The 21828-nt window shown below is 71.4% G+C and carries 23 protein-coding genes; 13 read left to right on the top strand and 10 right to left on the bottom strand.

Features of this window, described 5'->3' with window-relative positions:
- Window positions 1–153: 153 nt before the first annotated feature.
- A complete protein-coding gene (locus ACH4PU_RS12125) occupies window positions 154–792 on the bottom strand; it encodes a HEAT repeat domain-containing protein (protein WP_398269937.1) in 639 nt (212 codons plus the stop codon).
- A 424-nt stretch (window positions 793–1216) separates the two neighbouring features.
- On the opposite strand from ACH4PU_RS12125, the gene ACH4PU_RS12130 reads away from it, so the two are divergent.
- On the top strand, window positions 1217–3061 hold the full coding sequence (locus tag ACH4PU_RS12130; protein WP_398269940.1) for a 3-hydroxyacyl-CoA dehydrogenase family protein: 1845 nt from the start codon (window positions 1217–1219) through the stop codon (window positions 3059–3061).
- A gap of 361 nt (window positions 3062–3422) precedes the next feature.
- The gene (locus ACH4PU_RS12135; RefSeq protein WP_398269943.1) at window positions 3423–4283 is read left to right on the top strand and encodes a TetR family transcriptional regulator; all 861 of its coding nucleotides are present in this window, start codon (window positions 3423–3425) and stop codon (window positions 4281–4283) included.
- A 321-nt stretch (window positions 4284–4604) separates the two neighbouring features.
- On the opposite strand, the gene ACH4PU_RS12140 is transcribed toward ACH4PU_RS12135, so the two are convergent.
- From ACH4PU_RS12140 to ACH4PU_RS12155, 4 genes are all read right to left on the bottom strand, one after another.
- Window positions 4605–5030 carry a contact-dependent growth inhibition system immunity protein gene (locus ACH4PU_RS12140; RefSeq protein ID WP_398269946.1) on the bottom strand — a complete coding sequence of 142 codons (426 nt, stop codon included), beginning with the start codon at window positions 5028–5030 and terminating at the stop codon, window positions 4605–4607.
- A gap of 43 nt (window positions 5031–5073) precedes the next feature.
- The gene (locus tag ACH4PU_RS12145) at window positions 5074–5904 is read right to left on the bottom strand and encodes a methyltransferase domain-containing protein (RefSeq protein ID WP_398269949.1); all 831 of its coding nucleotides are present in this window, start codon (window positions 5902–5904) and stop codon (window positions 5074–5076) included.
- A gap of 160 nt (window positions 5905–6064) precedes the next feature.
- On the bottom strand, window positions 6065–7495 hold the full coding sequence (locus ACH4PU_RS12150) for an MFS transporter (protein ID WP_398269952.1): 1431 nt from the start codon (window positions 7493–7495) through the stop codon (window positions 6065–6067).
- 135 nt (window positions 7496–7630) lie between these two features.
- Window positions 7631–8701, bottom strand: coding sequence for an Lrp/AsnC family transcriptional regulator (locus ACH4PU_RS12155; RefSeq protein ID WP_398269955.1), 1071 nt, complete (start codon window positions 8699–8701; stop codon window positions 7631–7633).
- Between the two features lie 96 nt (window positions 8702–8797).
- On the opposite strand from ACH4PU_RS12155, the gene ACH4PU_RS12160 reads away from it, so the two are divergent.
- On the top strand, window positions 8798–9526 hold the full coding sequence (locus tag ACH4PU_RS12160) for an SDR family NAD(P)-dependent oxidoreductase (RefSeq protein ID WP_398269958.1): 729 nt from the start codon (window positions 8798–8800) through the stop codon (window positions 9524–9526).
- A 254-nt stretch (window positions 9527–9780) separates the two neighbouring features.
- A complete protein-coding gene (locus ACH4PU_RS12165) occupies window positions 9781–10071 on the top strand; it encodes a hypothetical protein (RefSeq protein ID WP_398269961.1) in 291 nt (96 codons plus the stop codon).
- A gap of 11 nt (window positions 10072–10082) precedes the next feature.
- Here ACH4PU_RS12165 and ACH4PU_RS12170 read toward each other — a convergent pair whose 3' ends face one another.
- Window positions 10083–10247, bottom strand: a complete 165-nt coding sequence (locus ACH4PU_RS12170) for a hypothetical protein (RefSeq protein ID WP_398269964.1) — start codon at window positions 10245–10247, stop codon at window positions 10083–10085.
- The gene (locus ACH4PU_RS12175) at window positions 10241–10459 is read right to left on the bottom strand and encodes a hypothetical protein (RefSeq protein ID WP_398269967.1); all 219 of its coding nucleotides are present in this window, start codon (window positions 10457–10459) and stop codon (window positions 10241–10243) included. Before ACH4PU_RS12175 ends, ACH4PU_RS12170 begins: the two co-directional genes overlap by 7 nt.
- A gap of 347 nt (window positions 10460–10806) precedes the next feature.
- Here ACH4PU_RS12175 and ACH4PU_RS12180 point away from each other — a divergent pair, with 347 nt between their 5' ends.
- Genes ACH4PU_RS12180 through ACH4PU_RS12190 form a run of 3 tightly spaced genes read left to right on the top strand, consistent with a single transcriptional unit; the run spans window position 10807 to window position 11979 of the window.
- On the top strand, window positions 10807–11754 hold the full coding sequence (locus ACH4PU_RS12180) for a Scr1 family TA system antitoxin-like transcriptional regulator (protein WP_398269970.1): 948 nt from the start codon (window positions 10807–10809) through the stop codon (window positions 11752–11754).
- On the top strand, window positions 11705–11842 hold the full coding sequence (locus ACH4PU_RS12185) for a DUF397 domain-containing protein (protein ID WP_398269973.1): 138 nt from the start codon (window positions 11705–11707) through the stop codon (window positions 11840–11842). Before ACH4PU_RS12180 ends, ACH4PU_RS12185 begins: the two co-directional genes overlap by 50 nt.
- A 14-nt stretch (window positions 11843–11856) precedes the next feature.
- Window positions 11857–11979 (top strand): hypothetical protein, encoded by a 123-nt coding sequence (locus ACH4PU_RS12190; protein WP_398269976.1) that lies wholly within the window; start codon window positions 11857–11859, stop codon window positions 11977–11979.
- Between the two features lie 3 nt (window positions 11980–11982).
- Here ACH4PU_RS12190 and ACH4PU_RS12195 read toward each other — a convergent pair whose 3' ends face one another.
- Window positions 11983–12732 carry a hypothetical protein gene (locus tag ACH4PU_RS12195; protein WP_398269979.1) on the bottom strand — a complete coding sequence of 250 codons (750 nt, stop codon included), beginning with the start codon at window positions 12730–12732 and terminating at the stop codon, window positions 11983–11985.
- 10 nt (window positions 12733–12742) lie between these two features.
- A complete protein-coding gene (locus tag ACH4PU_RS12200; protein WP_398269982.1) occupies window positions 12743–13489 on the bottom strand; it encodes a hypothetical protein in 747 nt (248 codons plus the stop codon).
- A gap of 472 nt (window positions 13490–13961) precedes the next feature.
- Between ACH4PU_RS12200 and ACH4PU_RS12205 the strand changes: the two genes are divergently transcribed.
- From ACH4PU_RS12205 to ACH4PU_RS12230, 6 genes are all read left to right on the top strand, one after another.
- The gene (locus ACH4PU_RS12205) at window positions 13962–14492 is read left to right on the top strand and encodes a hypothetical protein (protein WP_398269985.1); all 531 of its coding nucleotides are present in this window, start codon (window positions 13962–13964) and stop codon (window positions 14490–14492) included.
- Between the two features lie 230 nt (window positions 14493–14722).
- Window positions 14723–15088, top strand: a complete 366-nt coding sequence (locus ACH4PU_RS12210) for a hypothetical protein (protein WP_398269987.1) — start codon at window positions 14723–14725, stop codon at window positions 15086–15088.
- Window positions 15089–15482: 394 nt separating this feature from the next.
- On the top strand, window positions 15483–16898 hold the full coding sequence (locus ACH4PU_RS12215; protein WP_398269990.1) for a family 2B encapsulin nanocompartment shell protein: 1416 nt from the start codon (window positions 15483–15485) through the stop codon (window positions 16896–16898).
- Between the two features lie 82 nt (window positions 16899–16980).
- Window positions 16981–18456, top strand: a complete 1476-nt coding sequence (locus ACH4PU_RS12220; protein WP_398269993.1) for a family 2 encapsulin nanocompartment cargo protein terpene cyclase — start codon at window positions 16981–16983, stop codon at window positions 18454–18456.
- Window positions 18457–18471: 15 nt separating this feature from the next.
- Complete coding sequence (locus ACH4PU_RS12225) at window positions 18472–19347, top strand: geranyl diphosphate 2-C-methyltransferase (RefSeq protein ID WP_398269996.1); 876 nt, start codon at window positions 18472–18474, stop codon at window positions 19345–19347.
- A gap of 258 nt (window positions 19348–19605) precedes the next feature.
- Window positions 19606–20637: a terpene synthase gene (locus ACH4PU_RS12230; RefSeq protein ID WP_398269999.1), complete on the top strand. Its 1032-nt coding sequence runs from the start codon at window positions 19606–19608 to the stop codon at window positions 20635–20637.
- Window positions 20638–21082: 445 nt separating this feature from the next.
- Here ACH4PU_RS12230 and ACH4PU_RS12235 read toward each other — a convergent pair whose 3' ends face one another.
- Complete coding sequence (locus ACH4PU_RS12235) at window positions 21083–21727, bottom strand: dihydrofolate reductase family protein (protein WP_398270002.1); 645 nt, start codon at window positions 21725–21727, stop codon at window positions 21083–21085.
- Window positions 21728–21828: the final 101 nt, after the last annotated feature.

Below are 21828 nucleotides of genomic sequence, written 5' to 3' on the forward strand. Positions count from 1 at the left end.
TTCCTGGGGCTGCGCCCCAGACCCCCTTGTCCTCAAGCGCCGGACGGGCTGAATCAGCCCGTCCGGCGCTTGAGGACAGCGCCCGCAGGGCGCTTGGGGGGTGCGGGGGCTTGCCCCCGCAGGAAACGGTGAAAGGGCGGGACCGGGGCACCCTTACCCCCGCCGCCCGTTCCGGGCCCGCACCGTCGGCAGGGGCCGCCCGTTCAGCCGCGCCAGAGCGACCACCGCCGCCGGCCGCAACCGTTCATGCTCGCGCGCGGCGACCAGCGTCGCCTCCGCCCGCCGGTCACCGAGCAACCCCAGCCCCTCCACACACGCCCGGGCGACGGGCCAGCAGTGGTCCCGGGCGGCCAACAGCCGCTCCAGGGTGGAGAGGAGGGCGGGCACGGACTCGGGCGCGCGCAGCTCGGTCAGCAGCCGGACGGGGTGGACGGCGTAGGCGGTCCGCAGCGGGTTGGTGGCGAGGGCGGCGGCGGCACGGGCCGTACGCGGGTCCCGGAGCCGCGCGAGGACGTGCGCCGCCGTGGCGCACCGCACCGGCTCCCGGTAGTTGAGCAGCAGCACCAGCGTCTCGAAGGCGCGCCGGTCCCCCTGGACGCCGAGCGCGAAGGCGGCGATCTCTCGCGCCCAGAGCGGCCGTTCGGGGGCGACCAGGACGTCCGCGAGCTCGTCGCGGGCGGCCCGGCTGTCGGTGCGGGCCAGGGCCAGCAGCCGTTCGTACGCCGTGAACTCGGCCGGGGAGACCAGTTCGGCCCGCACCCGCTTCAGCAGTACGCGGAATTCCTCTTCCATTCCCGCTCCTCCCCGAGTGGCCTGTACCACATACTAATTCGGGCCCCCGCCCCCTGGCGCTCGCGGTTACCGGTGAGTTAATCTCCCGGCACGAGCCGCACCCCGGCTCGGGCGGCCGGTGACGCGGCCGTCGTGGCACCGGAGTTCCCGGTGCCGCCCGCCGGTTCGGCACTCCAGTACGGCACGGCCCCGGGACAGGGCCGGCCGCTCGCACGACTCCCTCCCCGTGGACGCCCTTTACCCGTCCGCGGAAATCCTTAAGGCGCCGCGCCCGCGCAGGGCCGTGCCGCGCTCCCGCACCCGGCAGCGTCGCCGGGTCGGCACTCCGTAGCTCCCGCTCCCGTCGAGCTCTCAGCGCCCGGGACACGCCCGCCGTCGCTCCCGGCGGGCCCCCGCGCCGGAAAACACCCTCTGGAGTCCCGTCATGGACCGTCAGTCCGCCGTCCCACCGTCCCCCGCCGCCGGCCGTACCGCCGAGAACACCGCCCCCACCGGTCCGCTCCGGTCCGTCGCCGTCATCGGCCTCGGCACCATGGGATCCGGCATCGCCGAGGCCCTCGTGCGGGCCGGCCGCGAGGTCGTCGGCATCGACGTCAGCGCCGACGCGGCCGGCCGGGCCGTCGAGGCGCTCAGCGCCGCCACCGCCCGCGCGGTCGCGCGCGGCAAGCTGACCGAGGACGAACGCCGGGCCGCGCTGGGCCGGTTCCGCACCTCGGCCGACCTCGCCGACGCCGCCGGCGCGGACCTGGTGATCGAGGTCGTGCCCGAGGACTACGCGCTCAAGCACGACGTGTTCACCGCCCTCGACGGGATCGTCGCGCCCACGGCGATCCTGGCCACCGGCACCAACGCGCTGTCCGTCACCCGCCTCGCCGCCGACTCCGCCCATCCCGAACGGGTGCTCGGCCTGCACTTCTTCAACCCCGCCCCGGCGATGAAGCTGGTGGAGGTGGTCTCCTCGGTGCTCACCGCGCCGAGCGCGGTCGCCGCCGTCACCGAACTCGCCCTCGAGCTGGGCAAGGAGCCGGTCGCGGTCGGCGACCGGCCCGGATTCGTCGCGGACGGGCTGCTGTTCGGCTACCTCAACCAGGCGGCCGCCATGTACGAGTCGCGGTACGCGTCCCGCGAGGACATCGACGCCGCGATGAAGCTGGGCTGCGGCCTGCCGATGGGCCCGCTGGCCCTGCTGGACCTGATCGGCGTCGACACCGCCCGGACCGTCCTGGAGGCCATGTACGCCGCCTCGCGCGACCGGCTGCACGCGCCCGCGCCGATCCTGGGGCAGTTGGCCGCGGCCGGGCTGACCGGCCGCAAGGCGGGCCGCGGCTTCTACACGTACGCGGCCCCGGGCTCGTCGGAGACCGTCCCGGACGCGGAGACACCGGGTACGTCCGGCACCCGGACGGCCGGCCGGCCCGTGCGCTCCGTCGGCGTCGTCGGCTCCGGGACGATGGCGAGCGGCATCGCCGAGGTCTTCGCCCGGGCGGGCCTCCCGGTGGTGCTCGCCGCCCGGACGCCGGCCAAGGCGGACGCCGCCCGGGACCGGGTGGCGGCATCACTGGCCCGCTCGGTGAAGAAGGGGAGGCTGACCGCCGGGCAACGGGACGCGGCCCTCGGACTGATCGCCCCGGCCGGGTCCCTGGACGCCCTCGCCGAAGTGGACCTGGCCGTGGAGGCCGTGGCCGAGGACCTCGCCGTCAAGCGGGAGTTGTTCACGGCGCTCGACAAGATCTGCCGCCCGGGAGCCGTCCTGGCCACCACCACCTCCTCGCTTCCGGTGATCGCCTGCGCCCGGGCGACGTCCCGCCCCCAGGACGTCGTGGGCATGCACTTCTTCAACCCGGCACCCGCGATGAAGCTGGTGGAGGTGGTGCGGACGGTGCTGACCGCGGACGACGCCCACGCCACCGTCCGCGAGATCTGCGCGGCCGTCCGCAAGCACCCGGTGGACTGCGGGGACCGCGCCGGGTTCATCGTCAACGCGCTGCTGTTCCCGTACCTCAACAACGCGGTGAAGATGGTGCAGGAGCACTACGCCTCGCCGGACGACATCGACACCGCCATGAAGCTCGGCGGCGGCTACCCGATGGGGCCCTTCGAACTCCTCGACGTGGTCGGGCTGGACGTCTCGCTCGCCATCGAGCGCGTCCTGCACCGCGAGTTCCGCGATCCGGGCCTCGCCCCCGCGCCGCTGCTGGAGCACCTGGTCGCGGCGGGCTGCCTCGGCCGCAAGACGGGGCGTGGCTTCCGCGAGTATGCGCGGGCCTGACGCCCCGGCCGCGCGGGGCGCGGCGGAAGACTCCGGGAGTCCGGGGACGCGGGACGCGGCGGAGGACTCCCGGAACCTGACCGGGCGCGGCCCGACGCGAGGCCCCGGGGGCCCGGATGCGCGGGCCGCGGCGGAAGGCTCCGAGGGCCTGGACGCCCGGGCCGCGGCGGAACGCTCCGGGAGCCCGGGGACGCGGGGTGCGGGCGAGGGCTCCCGGAGCCCGGACCCGGACCCGCGGTACGCGGTCGAGCGGCCCGGGGGCCCAGGGGTACGGAGCGCGGCGGAAGGCTGGGGCGGCCTGCTGGAACCGGCCGGCGGTCCGTCCCGGCACGCCTGCGCGGGGGCGTGTTACGTTCCCCACATGTCCCAGCCCGCCAAGTCCGTCCGCTCCCCGCGCGGGACCGCCGCCAGGGGCTCCGAGGAGCCCGGACCGCCCGGCCCGCGCCCGTCGCCGTCCTCCCCCGCCCCGGAGGCCGCCGGCACCCGGCGCGCCGCCGCCCAGCGCCTCACCATGCGCCGCAAACTCGCCGCCGCGGCCATGGAGTTGTTCGCCACCAAGGGCTACGAGGCCACCACCGTCGACGAGATCGCGGCGGCGGCCGGGGTCGCCCGCCGCACCTTCTTCCGCCACTTCCGCTCCAAGGAAGAGGCCATCTTCCCCGATCACGACGACACCCTCGTCCGCGCGGCCGGGGTCCTCGACGCGGCGCCCGCGCACGAGAACCCGCTGGACACGGTGTGCCGCGGCATCAAGGAGGTCATGCGCATGTACGCGGCCTCCCCCGCCGTCTCCGTCGCCCGCTACCGCCTCACCCGCGAGGTCCCCACCCTCCGCGAGCGCGAGATCGCCTCCGTCGCCCGCTACGAACGCCTCTTCACCCGTTACCTCCTGGGCCACTTCGAGGAGGGCACCCACCACGACGACGACCCCCTCCTCGCCGAGGTCGCCGCCTCCGCCGTCGTCACGGCCCACAACCACGTCCTCCGCCGCTGGCTCCGCAGCGGCGGAGAGGGCGACGTCGAGACCCAGCTCGACCACGCGTTCGCCATCGTCCGCGAAACCTTCGGCAAGGGCATCGGCGCGGGCCGCGCCCCGCTCCCGCCCGAACCGGCGGTCACCGCGCGGGCGGAGGGGGAGGTCCTGGTGGCGGTGGCGCGGACGGACGCGCCGCTGGGGGACGTGATGGCGGCGATCGAGAAGGTGCTGCGGCCGCGGGACTGAAGTGCCGGGGAGGATGTCGGACGGACACCTGCCGTGCGCCGACGGGGGTTCCCGCCCTGCCCGCCAGGGCGGGAACCCCCGCCCTCCGGCCCGCTCACGCGCGCACGGCGAGGTGATCACGAGGCAGGAGCGCGGCGAGGTGATCACGAGGCAGGAGCGCGGCGAGGTGATCACGAGGCAGGAGCGCGGCGAGGTGATCACGAGGCAGGAGCGCACCCGCCTGATTGACGTGCCGCAGGACCGGTGATTGCCGGCCGATCCTCCTGGGCGTGCTCGACCGGGTCAGCGCCGGACCCGCCGCGCCGCGGGTTCCTCCGTCCGTCAGCGAAGCGACGCGGTCCGGGCAACGAAGCGGGTCGGTTTCTCGGCGGTGCCGTGGGGCAGGCCGGCCGCCGCTGCCTCCGGCAGGGCCGTGATCGCGGTGCGCAGCCGTACCGCGAGGTCCGGGAACGGGGCCCAGGCTGACGCCGGAACGTTCACAGTGGCAAGCGACAGGTCGCCCTCGTAGAGGTGGGCGTCAAGCATCGGTTCCTCCGGCAACAAGCGCACCGCGAGGGGGAGAACGCAGGGCAGCGCCACCTGCCGGGAGATGAGCGTGCGGAGATCCGCCGGCCCGGTTTCGCCCGGCGGAACCCGCCGCAGCTCGTGCACCCCGCGCACGAGACGGGTCGCCTCGGAGCCGGCAGACACCCAGCGAGGCGGGTCCGGTTCATCGAGCGTGCGGTCGAGGTGCGGCAGACGGTCCACAGGGTTCCTTGTCGCCGGAACGGGAAGGGGCCTCTGCCTCAGGTCACCGACCGGGCGACGGAGGGTGCTCGGCCGGACGGCGGCCCCAGGCCGAGATCAAGGGCGCGAGTGTCAGGTCGAGTCCGCCCGCGTCGACGGCGGCCAGGTGCGCGTCGATCTCGGCGTCGTCGGCCAGGCCGGCCGCGAGAAGTTCGCCGCGTACGTGCCGGATGGTCGCCGCCTCCAGCCGGTCGCATGCCAGGCCGCCGACCGGAAAGAAGCCCGCCGCGGCGACCTCCACCAAGCCTGCCTCGCGCAAGGCCCGGGGCAGTGTCCGCCCGTAGCTCAGGTCCGCGCCGCGGCGCGCCAGCAGCTCCCGGACCGCCCCGCGCAGCCGGTTGGCCCGCCGCTGCGCGGGGCCGCTGTCGTCCAGGCATGCCAGTGGCTGCAAAGCGGTGTCGGCGTCCTCGACCAGCAACCAGCCGCCGGGCCGCAGCGCCGCCGCCATCGTGGCCAACGCGCGCGCCCGGTCCGGTACATGGACCAGCACGAGCCGGGCGTGCACCAGGTCGAACGCCCCCGGCTCAGGAGGGGGATCAGCGGCGATGTCGTGCCGGCGTACCTCGTACCCCTCGCCTGTCTTCAGCCACGACGGGTCGATGTCCGTGGCCAGCACGTGCCCGGACGGACCGACGGCCGCCGCGAGCGCCTCCGGGATGCCGGGGCCACCGGCCCCCACTTCCCAGCAGCGCGAGCCGGCCCCGACCCCCAGGCGGTCGAAGTGCCCGCGCGTCACACCGTCGAACAACTCGGCCAGCCAGACGAACCGCTCGCCCGCCTCGGCGCGCGCGTTGTCCAGCAGGTACCCGTGGGCGGAAGCAGAATCGGACGTCATGGCTCCATGGTCCACCTTCCCGGGTCGTTGCTCAGCCCGTCCGGCGTTTGAGGGCAACCGCGCGGAGCGCGGTTTCGGGGGTGCGGGGGCTTGCCCCCGCAAGAAACCGGGGGCACCTCCCAGCGGTAGCCGGGGGAGAAAGAGCGGGGCCGGGGGACCCTCAGCGCGTCAGCGCCCCCGCCGCCTCCTCCTGCGTCGACACCGCCGGAGGCGACCCCTCCAGCGGCCGCCCGGCCGTCTCCCTCATGCAGGCCACCGCCGCCACGCCGACGAGGGCCGCGCCGGCCGCGTACCAGGCCGGGGCCAGGTCACTGCCGGAGGCGTGGATCAGGCCGGTGGTGATCAGCGGCGTGGTGCCGCCGAAGAGGGAGGTGGAGAGGTTGTAGCCGATGGAGAGGGAGCCGTACCGCACCCGCGTGGGAAAGAGAGCGGGGAGCGCGGCCGACATCGTCCCCAGCAGGCAGACGAGGGAGAGGCCGAGCATCAGCATCCCCCCGAACACGGCGGCGACGCCGTCCTGTCCGATCAGGAGGAAAGCGGGCACGGACAGGACGACGAATCCGCCCATCCCCGCCATCAGCAGCGGTTTCCGGCCCACCCGGTCGCTGAGCCTCCCCACAAAGGTGATGACGCACATCAGCACCAGCATCGTCACCACCAGGACGGCGGTGCCGTGCGCGTCGTCGTATCCCAGCCGGTCGGTGAGGTAGGTCGGCAGGTAGGAGAGCAGCATGTAGTTGGTGATGCCGTAGGCGCCGGCCAGGACGACGCACAGGAGCAGCCGAGACCGTTGCGTAGCGAAGATCTCCCGCAGGCCGGCCGGCTCCCGGGCGGCCGTCCGGGCCGTCGACTCCTCGGCCAGCTTGCGGAAGGCCGGTGTGTCCTCCAGCCGCAGCCGCAGGTACAGGCCGACGAGGCCGAGCGGTCCGGCGACGAGGAAGGGGACGCGCCATCCCCACTCCCGCATCCCGTCGCCGCCGAGCCAGGTGCTCATGAGAGTGACGAGGCCGGCGGCGCCGACGTAACCGGCGAGGGTGCCGAATTCCAGGAAACTGCCGTAATAGCCACGGCGTTTGTCGGGCGCGTACTCGGCGATGAAGGTGGACGCGCCGCCGTATTCACCCCCGGTGGAGAAACCCTGAAGCATCCGGAAGACGATCAGCAGCACCGGGGACCAGAATCCGACGGCCGCGTACGACGGAATCAGCCCGATGGCGAACGTGCCGGCGGCCATCAGCACCATCGTCAGTGCGAGCACCCGTTTTCGGCCGACGCGGTCGCCGAGCGGACCGAAGAACAGGCCGCCGAGCGGCCGGACGAGAAACGCCACGGCGAAGGTCGCGAGGGACGACAGCAGCCGCACCGCGCCGTCGCCGGACGGGAAGAACACGTCGCCGATCGTCACCGCGAGATAGCTGTAGACGCCGAAGTCGAACCACTCCATGGCATTGCCGAGCGCCGCCGCCTTCACCGCGCGTCTGACCAGCCGCTCGTCCGTGACCGTGACATCCGCGGCCGTGACGTCCGTGCGTTCGGCCGCCCCCGGGTCACTGCCGTCGCGCCGGACCTCGACGCTGCTGCCTCTGGGCAAGGCTCGGTTTCCTTTCCTGCGGAGCGCGGGCCCGGCGTCAGGCGTTTCCCACACGGGACCCGTTTTTCGCGGCGCGCCTGCACACCGGGCGGGCCCGCGAAACGGCCGGTGGCCGAAACGCGACGCAGATCACGTTCACGTTCGGGTACGGGAGCGGTGCGGCCCGACGAGTCCGACGGATCCGACGAGGCGGTCACCGGACACGAGCGCGCCCGCCTGCTTGACGTGTCGCAGGACGGGTGACACCTCCATGCTCTGCAAGCCCGGCAGCGCCCCGATGCGATCCGTGGTGAATTCGAAGAGTTCGTCGAAGTCCCGGCAGTGGGCGACGGCATGGACGTTGTAGGGGCCGGAAATGGCCGCCGCGAAGGCGATTTCGGGCTCTCGCGCCAGCGCGCGCCCGGCGTTCTTCACCTCCGACGGATGCACGCGCAGCCACAGATTGGCCCGCGCGTGAAAGCCCAGGGCCGCCGGGGCGATCTCGACGTCGATGTACACGACGCGCTGCCGGAGCAGGGTGCTGAGGCGGCGGGACACACGGCCCGGCGTGGAGTCCGCCGCCTTGGCGAGGTCGACGAGGCCGGCCCGGCCGTCCGCGGCGAGCGCGGCGAGCAGCCGCTCGTCCTCGGCGGTGAGGCGTACGGGGTCGCCGGCGACGACCGGGGTCTCCGTGAACGGCGGTTCCTCGCCGGCCAGCATCACCTCCTGCTCGGGGGACAGCGTGCCGTGCAGCGCGGCCCAGTAGTGGCCTCGGCCTCCCATGAACTGGCGCAACATGGCGTAGGCGTTGACGTCGAGCACGGCGGCGGCACGCGGAAGCCGCCGGCCGAGCAGCTCTTCGCGCTGCGCGTCGTCCCGGGACTGGGTCGCGCACGTGACCTCGGAGCCCGCCGCGCCCACGGCCACCCAGTTGACGTCGTCCCGCTGGGCGAGCGCGCCCGCGATCGCCTCGACACCGCCCGGCCGGCAGCGCAGCCGTACCAGCCACCTGCTCTGCCCCAGCGCCCCCGGGTTCACCACGCCGGCGACCCGGATGACGCCCTCGGCGCACAGGTGTCGGTACCGGCGGTTGACCGTGCTCTCCGTGAGGCCGAGCGCGGCCGCCATCGCCGCGAAGGAGGCTCGCGGAGCGATCTGGAGGGCGCGGATGATACGGACGTCGTCGGGCCGGATCTCGAAGGATCCGGACGCGGAGCCACCTTTCACAGCGGGAATCCTACGAACCGGCCCGTCCGGACCGTCCCCGGAGCGGCACGGCGAGCAGACTCGCCCCATACCGCCGAAGAACGGAGTGACCGCCGTATGTCATCGACCAGCAGCGCGGAGCGGCCCGCGCCGACCGCCCTCATCATCGGAGCCTCGCGCGGGCTCGGCCACGCGATGGCGGCCGAGCTCGTCCGGCGGGGCTGGAACGTCACCGGCACGGTCCGCGACACCGCCGCACGGACGCCCCTGCACGAGCTCGCCGACCGGTCCGACGGCCGCGTCACCATCGAGCACCTCGACGTCAACGAGCCCGGCCACCTGCCGCCCCTGCACGAGCGCCTCGCGGAACGGGACCGTCTCGACCTCCTCTTCGTCAACGCCGGCACCGCGGGCCACGAGCCGACGCCCATCGGCGAGGTGACGACGGACGCCTTCGTCGAGGTGATGACCACCAACGCCCTCGGCCCCCTGCGCGCGATCGAGGCCCTTGAAGACCTCGTCTCCCCCACCGGCCTCATCGGAGCGATGTCCTCCGGACAGGGCAGCATCACCAACAACACGACCGCGGGCCGCGAGCTCTACCGGGGCAGCAAGGCGGCGTTGAACATGTTCCTGCGCTCCTTCGCCGTCCGGCAGGCCCACACCCACCCCCGGCGCGGCTTCGTCCTCCTGGCGCCGGGCTGGATCCGCACCGCACTCGGGGGTCCGGACGCGCCCTTCACCGTCGAGGAGAGCACGCCGCTCCTCGTGGACGTCCTGCTGTCCCGGCTGGGCACCCCGGGCCTGGCGTACCTGGACCGCTCGGGCCGGACGGTGCCCTGGTAAGCCGGCCCACCGAAGCGACGGCCGGCCGGCCGAGGCCGATCCCGGCCGGATCCCGGCGGACGAAGTCGCGGACGGGCTCCCTCCCCGTCCACGGGTTCCGGTGGTACCGGGGCCGGAAGCACTGTGCCGGCTGCCACCACGCCTCGGTGACGGGCAGGAGGGTGGCCTGCGGAGGGCCCTTGCCACTTCGCCGAACCGGGACGGCGGCCGGCCATGGCCCGCCGCCGTCCGCCGTGCGCCGTCCGCCGTGCGCCGTGCGCCGTGCGCCGTCCGTCGGGCGTCGGCTGTGGAACGGCTCCGCCGTCGCGCACCACGCCAGCGGGCGCAAGACCATCGACCACCCCCAGGCCGGCGCGATCGAACTCGACTGCGACGTGCTCTCCCTCCACGGCGCAGACCTGCGCATCATCGTCTTCACCGCCGCCCCCGACAGCGCGGCCGCCGACAAACTCCGGCTCCTGACCGTCGTCGGCCTACAGGACATGACCACTCCACCCCCCGGCTCCACCGACCCCGCGAAAGATCGCGGCCTGGGGACCTCCTGAGCCCGCAGCGTTCACGCGTGGTCCCGGCGGACGTGCTCCGCCCGGTTGGCGACGTACTGGGCCCGGTGCTCCTCGGCGGTGGCCCGCTCCCAACGGTCCCGGGCGGTATGTACCCTCGCCTCGGTCCGCCCGATCACGGTGTCCCACCACTGGCACGCCTCGCACGGCGTCACCATGGGCGTCCCTCCTTGTTCAGCTTGTTCACGCGGGCGCGCAGCTTGTCGGTGGCGGTGGCACGGCGGTACCGCGTCGGGTGCCAGGTCCGTCCGCCCTCCGGCGGGCGGAGGGTGATCCGCCTGGTGTCGTGGTCCCAGCCGACGACGACGCCGAACCGGTCGCCCTCGATGTCCAGGATCAGTTCGAGCGGCTGGGGGATCCAGTCAGCCACGGTGCGCCTCCGCGTGCCTCAGGCTCTCGCGGCGAAGCCGTTCCACGCGGGGCCAGTCGCCCGCGCGCTCTGCGGCACGCCGCGCGTCGGTGATGCGCGTGCACGCGGTGCACGGCGCATGGGGGTTGGGTACGAGTGCGGCCCGGGCCCCGACCCCGAAGGACATGTGCGTCATGCGGCACCGCCCACGCGATACACGAACTCGATCATTTGTGCGTCTTCCTCCTTGCAACAGCACGCAACTTCGCGTCCCACCAGGAGAGTTGCGTGGGTCACAGCGGACACGCAACACTTCGTGTCGTGCCAGTGACGCACTGGCACGACACGCGATCATGGGTTGGAGGGGCATGTCCGCCCGCAACGCCGCCAGTTCCGCCCCGGGAGGGCGCCGCGCGTTCGGTCAACTGCTCGCCCACTATCGGCGAGCAGCCAACGAGACGCAGGAATCGCTGGCCCCGCAGGTGCTCTGCGAACGGTCGGTGCTGAGCCGGATCGAGACCGGCGATCGAGTGCCGAGCGAACCGCTCGTCAAGAGGTGCGACAAGAAGCTCAACACCGGCGGTGCGCTGTACAAGTTGTGGCGGGAGACCGATTGGTATCCCGACCTGGCGTACCCCGACTGGTTTCAGCGTCGACTGAACCTCGAAGCCAAGGCGGTAGCTGTCAGCGAGTTCCAGGAGCAGGTAATGCCTGGGCTGCTGCAAAGCGAGGAGTACGTACAAGCCTTGTACGCCACGGATACGGACCCGGCGAGAAGGGAGCGGCGCATCCGCACCCGCTTGGCCAGAAAAGAGCGGTTCCTCTGTTCAGACGGCCCGCTTCTGGTCGTCGTCCTGGACGAGAGCGCTCTCCGCAACGTGGTCGAGTCCCCGAGAGTGATGGCGGCCCAGTGCCGGTTTCTCCTGAACGTCGGAAAACTCCCCAACATCCGCATTCAGGTGGCACCGGCAAGCGACAGGAAACTCAGGCGCCCCAGAACGTCGCTGACGATTCTCAAACTTCCCAATGGAGAAGAGTGGGTGTACTACGAATCGCTGGACAGAGGGCACTTCAGTGACGATCCGGAGGTCGTCGCTCGCCACGCCCAGAGTTACGCTGTCCTCAGAGCTGACTGTCTGTCGGCCAGCGATTCTGCTGCGTTTATCAGAGATGCACTGGAAGAGTATAGGAGGGGTCGTGAAAGCAACTACAAGCGGCGCGCGCTGGGTGAAGAGCAAACACAGCCACCCCGACGGCACCAACTGCGTGGAAATCGGCCTAGATACCCCCGGATCCACCCCCGTCCGGGACAGTAAAACGCCGGACGGCCCCATCCTGCGGTTCCCCGCGTCCGCATTCACGGAGTTCGTATCCTCCCTCAAGGACGGAAGCCTCAACTCCTGACAGCCAGGGCTGAAATGAACACATGGCTCAAGAGCAGCTCCAGCGACCGGGACGGCACAGACCGCGTCGAATGGGCCCCCGCCGCCGCGGGATCCCGCCTCGTGTCCGCCATCAAGGACGGCGCCTTCAGCGCCTGAGGCTCACCAGGGGCGTGGATCACCGATGCGGTAACCGACCGCGTTGGCGAAGCAGATGTTGAGCCGGATATTGCCGAGGTTGCGCGCGGTCTGGGTGACAACCGTCGGCACGAACGGCTTGGCGTTCTCGGCGAAGTCGCCTTCGAGTTCGGCGCACACCTGGTACGGAGAGTGGAACAGGAGGTGGCTGGGGTTGGTGTCGTACCGGTCGAACTGCCCGAACTCGTACGCGCCCACCCCGTGGAAGTAGTAGTAGTCGCACTCCCCGTTGCTGCAGCCGCCGATGTGATCGGTCTTGAAATGGTGCTTGTACTGCCAGTGGTGCCATGACTCATGGAGGAGGACCGAGGCGCGGTTGCCGGCCGAGTCGGAGATGTTGCCGAGGTCGAACAACGGGCAGTGCAGGTTGGTCCGGTCCCTGGCCGCGAAGCGTCCGGTCTCGGAATCCGCCTCGCTGGCACCGTTGTACTGGATGAACCGCATGTAGAACGGCCCGTGGAACCGGTTGTCGGCCGCCCGGGACGAGCTCTGGTAGTCCTCTGTGGAGTGCCACTGCGAATTGCGGTTGTCCGTGAGGCAGTAGTTGATCAGGTAGGCGCTGTTGACGACCTTGCCGAAGGGGAGCCGCACATTGCAGGCGTCGCCGATCCCGGCGGGATTCCAGGAATCGTCGGTCAACTGGTACGCCTGCCACACCCACATGTAGAGATCGGACCAGCAGCCGTACAGGCCCTGTACCGACGTCTCTTCCACGTTGCTTCCGTCATTGCACATCGGGCCCGGCCTCCTCCGGCGATGAGGCGCCCCCACGCTCGCGGGGCGGCGGTGTCCGGGGGCGTTCGCCCGGGCCGGGGCCTCTCTCCGGCAGCGGCGGGCGCTCCTCCGGGTACTGGTCGTAGAAAGCGTTCACGCGACGGTCGAACTCGGCGGCGCTCATGCCCGCGGTGAGCCGTGGCAGTCCGACGAGTTTCGCGTCCTCGGGCCGGACGACGGACAGGACCTCCCGCACGGCCTCGGCCGTGTCGCCCTGGTTGTAGAGGTGTGCGTCGATCGCGGCGGCACGCACCGGACGCTCCGGGTGGTCGGCCGCGATACGGAGGGTCGCGCGCCTGGCCTCGTCCGTGGCCAGGTAGGACAGCATTTCCGCCGCCCGTGCCTGCAGGGCCATCCGGAAGTTCAGCAGCGACTTGGCGTCCCCCGTCGAAGTGGCGTCGCCGCCCGCCTGGTTCGGCGGCGGGAACATGGGCTCCTCCGACCAGACGAATGCCTCCAGCCGGGGCAGCGCTCGCGCGTCCCGCAGTGCGCCGATCGTCGCCAGCAGCACGAGGTGCCGCCCGAAGTCGGGAACCGGGCGTTCGTCCAGCGCCGCGAAGAGACCCGCGGCCAGGTCCCCGCCCCGGCCCTCCTTGTCCGCGAGGGAAATCTGCTCGCGCACGGTCCGCGCCTCACCGTGCGGAACACGTGCCGCCCATTCGAGGAATTCGTTGATCGTGCCTCTGCTCAAAGCCATGGGTGCCGTCGCTTCACGCGGCACCCGGCTGCGCTGTGGCGGGGCTTCGACGCCCCTGTGCGAGGAATTATCGCTGGGCTGTCTCATACACCTCACGATAGGGAGACGTCCGGTATTCCGCCTCTTGGGCTATCGAGCGCGTTCCCAGGTCGCGTGGCAACGCGCTGAGGCGTAATGGCGATATCGGACCCGTCCTGGCGATATCGGACTCGTCCGTACTCGTTCGTCAGCCGAAGATTCACACCGCCTCCGTCGTGGCGCGCGGCCCGATGCGGCCGGCGGAGCACCCGCCACCTGAACCGCTGTTCACCGCTGCCGCCCCACCCGCACCACAACGGGCCGTCGGACAGACTGTAGGCGGCCCAAGGGAGTCGGCGAGAAGTCGGCAAGAAGAGAAGTCGCCAAGAAGAGCCCCGCCCACCGACCGCGGTGACCGGCGGGGCTCTCCCGTACGTCATGGAGGACAGCAGTCATGGACCTCAGCTCAGTGATCATCGCCGTGGCCGGCGTCGCGGGCACCCTGGGGGGATCCCTTCTCACCCAGCGCCGCGCCGAGCGTGCCAGACGCCGCGAGATACAGCTCGTCCGCGCGCACGACGACGAGCGCGAGAACCTCGTCCTCCGCCGCACCTGTTACACGGAACTCAACCGGGACGCCCGCCAGTTCACCACCGCCCTCAACCGCCACCTGCACATCCTCCGCGAGCGCGGCACAGCGGACGAAGCCGACAAGACAGCCCTGGACGAGGCCAAGGCGGCGTTCCGCGACCGGTACTCCGAGGCGCAGATGATCGCCCCGGAGGACGTCCTCGGCCCGGCGCACACCGTCAACAGGTCCCTCAGCCGCGTCTACGGCACGGTCAAACGCCTCGAACGCGGCGAACCCGAACCGGGCGAGACGCTCGACTCCGCGTCCCGCGCCCAGCACGCCGTCTGGGACCTCCTCCGCCCCCTGCGCACCGCGATGCGCCGGGACCTCGGCGTCTCGTCGAGCGAGGACTGAGAGAACGCCCGGCGGCTTCTCGGACGGGCCGAAGCGGTCATGAGCCGAGCTTCGGACTCGGCTCGCTGTGCACTTCGCAACCAGTGGGAGGGGATCACTGTGCAGCGCGACCCTCGCATTTTGATCATTGCGTCATATGGTCCGTCCAGCGGCGTCACCACGTCGCTCAACAGGGGCCTGGCAGCACCTGGTACGGGGGCTGGGCATGATCAGAACAGGGGACGATCACCATGAGGAAGACGTTCGCCAAGGGCGCCGCGGTAGCCGCGGCCGTCGCGGCCCTCGGGCTGGGGCTTGCCGGGACCGCCAGCGCCGATGTGACCGCCAGCAGTGGCTGCACCACGGGTAGCAACACCCTGTGCACCAGTGCCTCCATTCCCACCGGCCCCAGCAACGAGGTCTGCTACTCCGGTGCGCACACCAGCGTCGCGTGGGGGCGCGCCGAGGTCTGGGACGCGGACACCGGCGTGATGGTCGGCTCGGTCGCGACCAACTTCAAAGAGGTCAAGCGGCAGTGCATCCACGGCCTCTACGGCCAGCACTACTACCTGAAGGGAACCGGCGACCACTTCTCCGGCCAGATCTGGAACTACTGATCGGGAGCCGGTCGTACCCGCGACCCGAGAGGAACGGCCCCGCCACCGGCGGGGCCGTTCTCGCTGTCCGCGCAGGCCTGACTCCACCGCGAACCGAATGCCGGCGCCGACGTGAGACGGCGATCGGGCGTGGCGCCCGGCCTGCGTGATCCGTCGTCGGCCGATGTAGGCGGCGCGACAACGCTTCATGATCAGATAAACCGCATTCGAAGATTATCACCGCTTCGAAGGAAACTGCTGGGTGACCCGGGTCGGCCGACTCGGCCGGCCATTACCGTGCTGCTTGGCGGACGGATCGCCGCAATCGCCCCTCCCTCTTGCCGGATCCTCCGCGTCTCCCGTATCGGCGCACACCGGTGCGCCGGCCGCCCGGCCACGCAAGGAGCCCACCCCGATGACCGTGGACAGCAGCCCGGGAACCGAGGCCGCACCGGACGCGCCCCAGCAGTCGCTGAGTACCTCCGCCGCGCGCAACCTCACCACCACCACGAAGTCCGCCCCGCAGATGCAGGAGATCACCTCCCGCTGGTTGCTGCGGATGCTCCCCTGGGTCGAGACCAAGGGCGGCACCTACCGGGTCAACCGACGGCTGCGGCATACCGTCGGCGACGGGCGCATCGAGTTCGTGCAGGAGGGTGCCACGGTCCGGGTGATCCCCCGCGAACTCGGGGAGCTGGCCCTGCTGCGGGGCTTCGAGGACACGGACGCCCTCGCCGCTCTCGCCGGCCGCTGCGAGCAGCGGGACTTCACCGCCGGTGAGGTCATCGTCGAACGCGGCAGCCCGGCGGACCGGATCCATCTGATCGCCCATGGACGGGTCCGCCAGACCGGTGAGGGCAAGTACGGCGGAGAGGCCTTCATCGCGGTGCTCGCGGACGGCGGCCACTTCGGTGAGGACGCCCTTCTGGATCCCGACGCCCGCTACGACTACACGGCCACCGCCGAGACCTCCGGCACCCTTCTCACCCTCTCCCGTGCGGACTTCGCCGCTGTACAGAATTCCGTGCCCGGTCTCCGCACCCACGTCACCGAGTTCGCCTCCGCCGCACAGCGACGGCAGAACAAGCACGGTGAGGCCGAGATCGCCATGTCGGCCGGGCATGTCGGCGAGGCCGACCTGCCGGGTGCCTTCGTCGACTACGAGCTCGAGCCGCGTGAGTACGAACTGTCGGTCGCCCAGACCATTCTGAAGATCCACACGCGGGTCGCGGACCTCTACAACGGGCCGATGGACCAGACCGAGGAGCAACTCCGGCTGACGATCGAGGCATTGCGCGAACGCCAGGAGTACGAGCTGATCAACAACCGAGAGTTCGGGCTGCTGCACAACGCCGACTTCAAGCAGCGCATCCAGCCCCACTCCGGCCCGCCGACCCCGGACGACATGGACGATCTGCTCTGCCGCCGCCGTGGCACCAAGTTCTTCCTCGCCCACCCGAGGACGATCGCCGCGATCGGACGCGGCTTCAACGCCTACGGTCTCTACCCGGACCATGTCGATCTCGGCGGACAGTCCGTCCCGGCCTGGCGCGGGGTCCCGATCCTGCCCTGCAACAAGATCCCGATCAGCAAAGAGCAGACCAGCTCCATCATCGCCATGCGCACGGGCGAGAAGAACCAAGGGGTCATCGGCCTGTGGCAGACAGGGCTGCCGGACGAGGTCGAGCCGGGGCTTTCGGCGCGCTTCATGGGCATCAACGAGCAGGCGGTCGTCTCATACCTCGTCAGCACGTACTACTCCGCCGCGGTGCTCGTACCCGACGCACTCGGGGTCATGGAGAACGTGCAGATCGCCCGCGGACGCGACTGAGGGCACGCACGCCGCGCGCAGCGGGCCGACCCGCCCGTCCGCGCCGCACGAGCGCTCACCCCACCGCAACGAGGAGGAGCAGATGCCCGATCCCGTGCCCCCTGGACCTTCCGTCCCCGCGCAGCCGTCGAGGCCGGCCGGCACCGTGTCGGACGTCCCCGCACCGACGGTGCCCGACCTTCCGATCCCGGCGGCAGCCTTCGGCCTCGCCGCGATGCCGCGGCCGCCGATCGCTCTCCCTCCCCCGTCGAGCACCGGCACGCACCCTGCCCCGCCCTCCGCACCCGCCGCCGAACCCGCCGTCCGGCACGTCCTGGGAGGGCCCACCGGGCTGGGCACGACCTCGCTGTCCCTGGCGGGCGGTTCGCAACCGGCCGTCGCGCCTTCGCCGCCTCCCCCTCCCCCGCCGGTCACCGACGCGGGAGCGGTCGCACCCTCCGGACCGGTGGCCGAACCAGCAGCCGGCCCGGGTCCTCGACGGGCCCTGGGAGGGCCCAGCGGCCTGGGCACCGCCGCGCTGTCCCTGGCCCTCGTCTCGCATCTGCTGCCTCCGGCGCCCGTCCCGGCCCCGCCCGCCGAAGGTCAGGCCGTACCCGGGCTGTACCACCATCCCGTCCCGGAGCCCGACCCCGTCCGTGTCGAGGAGGTGAGCCGCCGGATCAAGCGCTGGGCCGAGGACGAGGTCCAGCTCTACCCCGAGGAGTGGGAGGGCCAGTTCGACGGCTTCTCGGTCGGGCGGTACATGGTCGGCTGCCACCCCGACGCCCCCACGGTCGATCACTTGATGATCGCCACCCGGATGATGGTCGCGGAGAACGCCGTCGACGACTGCTACTGCGAGGACCACGGCGGCTCGCCCGTCGGCCTCGGTGGACGCCTTCTCCTGGCACACACCGCGCTGGACCCGCTCCACACGACCCCGGAGTACGCGACGGCGTGGGAGGAGTCGCTCGGCTCGGACGCCCCGCGGCGCGCCTATCGCAGCGCGATGGACTACTTCGTCCGCATGGCCACGCCCTCCCAGGTCGACCGCTTCCGCCACGACATGGCCCGGCTGCACCTGGGCTACCTGGCCGAGGCCGCCTGGGCCGAGACCGACCACAACCCGGAGGTGTGGGAGTACCTGGCCATGCGCCAGTTCAACAACTTCCGGCCCTGTCCCACCATCACCGACACCGTCGGAGGCTACGAGCTCCCGGCGGACCTGCACGCACGCCCGGAGATGCAGCGGGTCATCGCGCTGGCCGGGAACGCGACCACCATCGTCAACGACCTGTATTCCTACACCAAGGAACTCGCCAGTCCCGGCAGGCACTTGAACCTGCCCGTGGTCCTCGCCGAACGCCAACAGCTCTCGGAGCGCGACGCCTATCTCAAGGCGATCGAGATCCACAACGACCTCATGCACGCCTTCGAGGCGGCGGCGGCCGAGCTCGCCGCGGACTGCCCGCTGCCCACCGTGCTGCGCTTCCTCAAGGGCGTGGCCACCTGGGTCGACGGCAACCACGACTGGCACCGCACCAACACCTACCGCTACAGCCTGCCCGACTTCTGGTAAGGAACGGACACCTCTATGACCACAGAAATCATCCCCCCCGCCTCCGCGACGATCCCGGCCCAGGCGACTCCCTACCAGAAGGACATCGCCCGGTACTGGAACAACGAGGCGAGGCCGGTGAACCTGCGCCTCGGTGACGTCGACGGGCTCTACCACCATCACTACGGCATCGGCGCCGTCAGCCACGAGGCTCTGGGCGACCCGGAGCACAGTGAGTACGAGAAGAAGCTGATCGCCGAGCTGCACCGGCTCGAGTCCGCTCAGGCCGACTTCCTCCTGGACCACCTCGGCCCCATCAAGGCCGACGACACCCTCGTCGACGCCGGCTGCGGGCGCGGCGGATGCATGATCATGGCCCACCGGCGCTTCGGCTGCACGGTCGAGGGCGTCACCCTGTCCGCCACCCAGGCCGACTTCGGCAACGGGCGGGCACGTGACCTGCGGATCCAGGACCGCGTGCGCTCCCGCGTGTGCAACATGCTCGACACCCCGTTCGAGAAGGGCAGCGTGGCCGCCTCGTGGAACAACGAGTCGACCATGTACGTGGACCTGCACGACCTGTTCGCGGAGCACTCCCGCTTCCTCAAGGTGGGCGGCCGGTACGTGACCATCACCGGCTGCTGGAACCCCCGCTACGGCCAGCCGTCGAAGTGGGTCTCCCAGATCAACGCCCACTTCGAGTGCAACATCCACTCCCGCCGTGAGTACCTGCGGGCCATGGCCGACAACCGGCTGGTGCCGCAGACCGTGATCGACCTGACCGCCGACACCCTGCCGTACTGGGAACTGCGGGCCACGTCCTCGCTGGTCACCGGGATCGAGAAGGCGTTCATCGAGTCGTACCGGGACGGCTCCTTCCAGTACGTGCTGATCGCGGCCGACCGCGTCTGACCCGGCGGCACCCTCAGGAGCGCCCCCAGGGGGAATCGGTCCGACGTCCGCTGTGAAACCGGAGCAGGATGCGGCCGACCGCACGGACGCGCGCCTTGACGGTGTGGCGGCCGCTCCCACCCCGGGCCGATGCGGCGGTCGACGCGCCGGCCGCCAGCCGGGCCGGTCCGGGTGGAGAGGCTCCCGACCGGAGTCGCACTGCCGTGCCAGGGGTGAACCTCGGTGTCGCGGCGGCCGGGGACGGGCAGCAAACCGGCCATGGGTTCCCTGCCGCAGCCGCGGTTCCACATGCCGTTCGAGTCCCGACTCAATCCTCATGCCGACCAGGCCCGCGCACATGTCAGGGAGTGGGCCCGGCAGATGGGCATGTTCGACGAGGAGTATCTGGAGTGGCCGCGTAGGTGGAGCGAGGAGAAGTTCGACCAGGCGGACTTCCCGTTGTTCATCGCCCTGACCCATCCCGACGCCGACGCCCGCGAGTTGGAGCTGACCACGGACTGGCATGTGGCCCTGTGGTTCGTCGACGACTTGTTCCTGCCGCTCTACCGGCGCGACCACGACCAGGAGTCGGCGGCGGCCCAGGTGGACCGGCTGATGCTGTTCCTGCCGCTGGACGGGCTACCGCGGCCCATGCTGATTCCGGAGAATCCCGTGGAACGGGCCTTCGCCGACCTCTGGACCGGAACGGCCGCCACCATGAGCCCGCTCTGGCGCGACCGGTTCATCGGCAGCGTGCGGCGCTTCCTGGACGGGGTGCTGTGGGAGCTCGACCACGTCGACCACGCCGTGGCCGACCTGATCGCATACCTGGGAGCCCGGCGCGACTTCGGGGGGCTGCAGTTCACCGCCGTGCTCATGGAGCACTCGATGGGCGAACTCCGTCCGGACGTGCTGCGCCGCAGGGAGTTCGGCACCGCCGTCGACGCGTTCGTGGACGCCGTCAGCCTGCACAACGACATCGTGTCCTACGACCGCGAGGTCGACGAGGGCACGGTGGGCAACAACGGCGTCGAGGTCGCCCGCACGGCCCTCGGCTTGAACCGGCGTGACGCCTCCGCCCTCGTCGACGCTCTGCTGACCGCCAGGGTCGACACCCTGGCCGAGGCCCCGGCGGCCGTACCGCCCGGAGCCGTACGGTTCGTCACGTCGCTGCGGGAGGCGCTGGCGGGCTCGTACCGGTGGCACGAGCTGACCGGCCGCTTCGGCCGGCCGACGGCTGACCCCCTGGGGAAGCCGCGCGGTCTGGGCACCTCGGCGGCGTACGCCTTCCAGGGGAGTTCCCCGGCCTGAGGTCACACCGGAGTCCAGACGGCACAGGAGCCACCGGCAGAAGCCTCGTCCACCGCAAGGGCGGACGGGGCTCTTCCGCGCGCGACGGAGGACACCATGGGCCCCAGTACTCCGAGGCGCAGACGATCGCGCCGGAGGACGTCCTCGGCCCGGCGCACACCAGGCTCATCGACGTCGGCGAACCGGACGGGTCCGGCCTCGCCGTGATCGACAACAAGAGCGCGCACAGGTGTGTTTCCTTCGCTTGAGGATGCGCCTGAACACGCGGCGCGGCAGGGGACGGAAACGCGCGAATGCCGCACTGCCGCCTCCCTGAATCCCTACGCAGGACCAGCACGGCGACCAGCCCCATGAGGACCGATCAGTCGACGATCTGTAGCGGTGCGACTCGCGTGCGGGGTCGCACCGGAGCACGCCGAGCACGCGAGCCGGGAACGGCCTCGCGTCACTTCCGCCAGAACAAGTGGTGCGTCACGCCGCTCGGGCTGGGCACGACATCGAGGTGGAACCGGTCGAGGAGCTCGTCGGGAGACTCCCAGAGCCGCACCCCGGAGCCGAGCTTCACCGGCGAGACCGCCACGTGCATGGTGTCGACGAGGCCGGCGTCGAGGAACTGCCGGATGGTGGTGACCCCGCCGCCGAGCCGGACGTCCTTGCCCCGCGCCGCCTCCCGCGCCCGCTCCAGGACCGTGGCCGGGTCGCCGGCGACGAAGTGGAAGGTGGTGTCGGAGAGTGTGAAGGACGGGCGTTCGTGGTGGGTCATGACGAACACCGGAGTGTGGAAGGGGGGCTCGTCGCCCCACCAGCCGCGCCACTCGTGGTCCCGCCAGGGCCCGCGCTGGGGACCGAACTTGTTGCGGCCCATGATCTCGGCACCGATGTTGCGGGAGAAGTCCCGCGTGAGGTAGTCGTCGAGGCCCCGGCTCCCGCCGGGTTCGGTGCGCATGGGCCAACTGGCGGTGGCGCCGGCCCAGGCGAACAGCCTCTCGGGCTCGACGTGGCCGAACGGACGCTCCAGGCTCTGATCCTCGCCGGCGCCGATCCCGTCACTCGAGACGTTGAAGTTCTGCACTCTCAGCAGCTGAGCCATGTGTTCCTCCCGTGCTGTCGACAACAGTGGCGGTACCCCCGGGCCGGGAGGACCGGTCGCCGCGTCCGGTGACCGGCCGGACGCCGGGCCACACGGACTCC

It is taken from the genome of Streptomyces sp. NPDC021100, from assembly GCF_044333095.1.
Classification (GTDB): Bacteria; Actinomycetota; Actinomycetes; order Streptomycetales; family Streptomycetaceae; genus Streptomyces.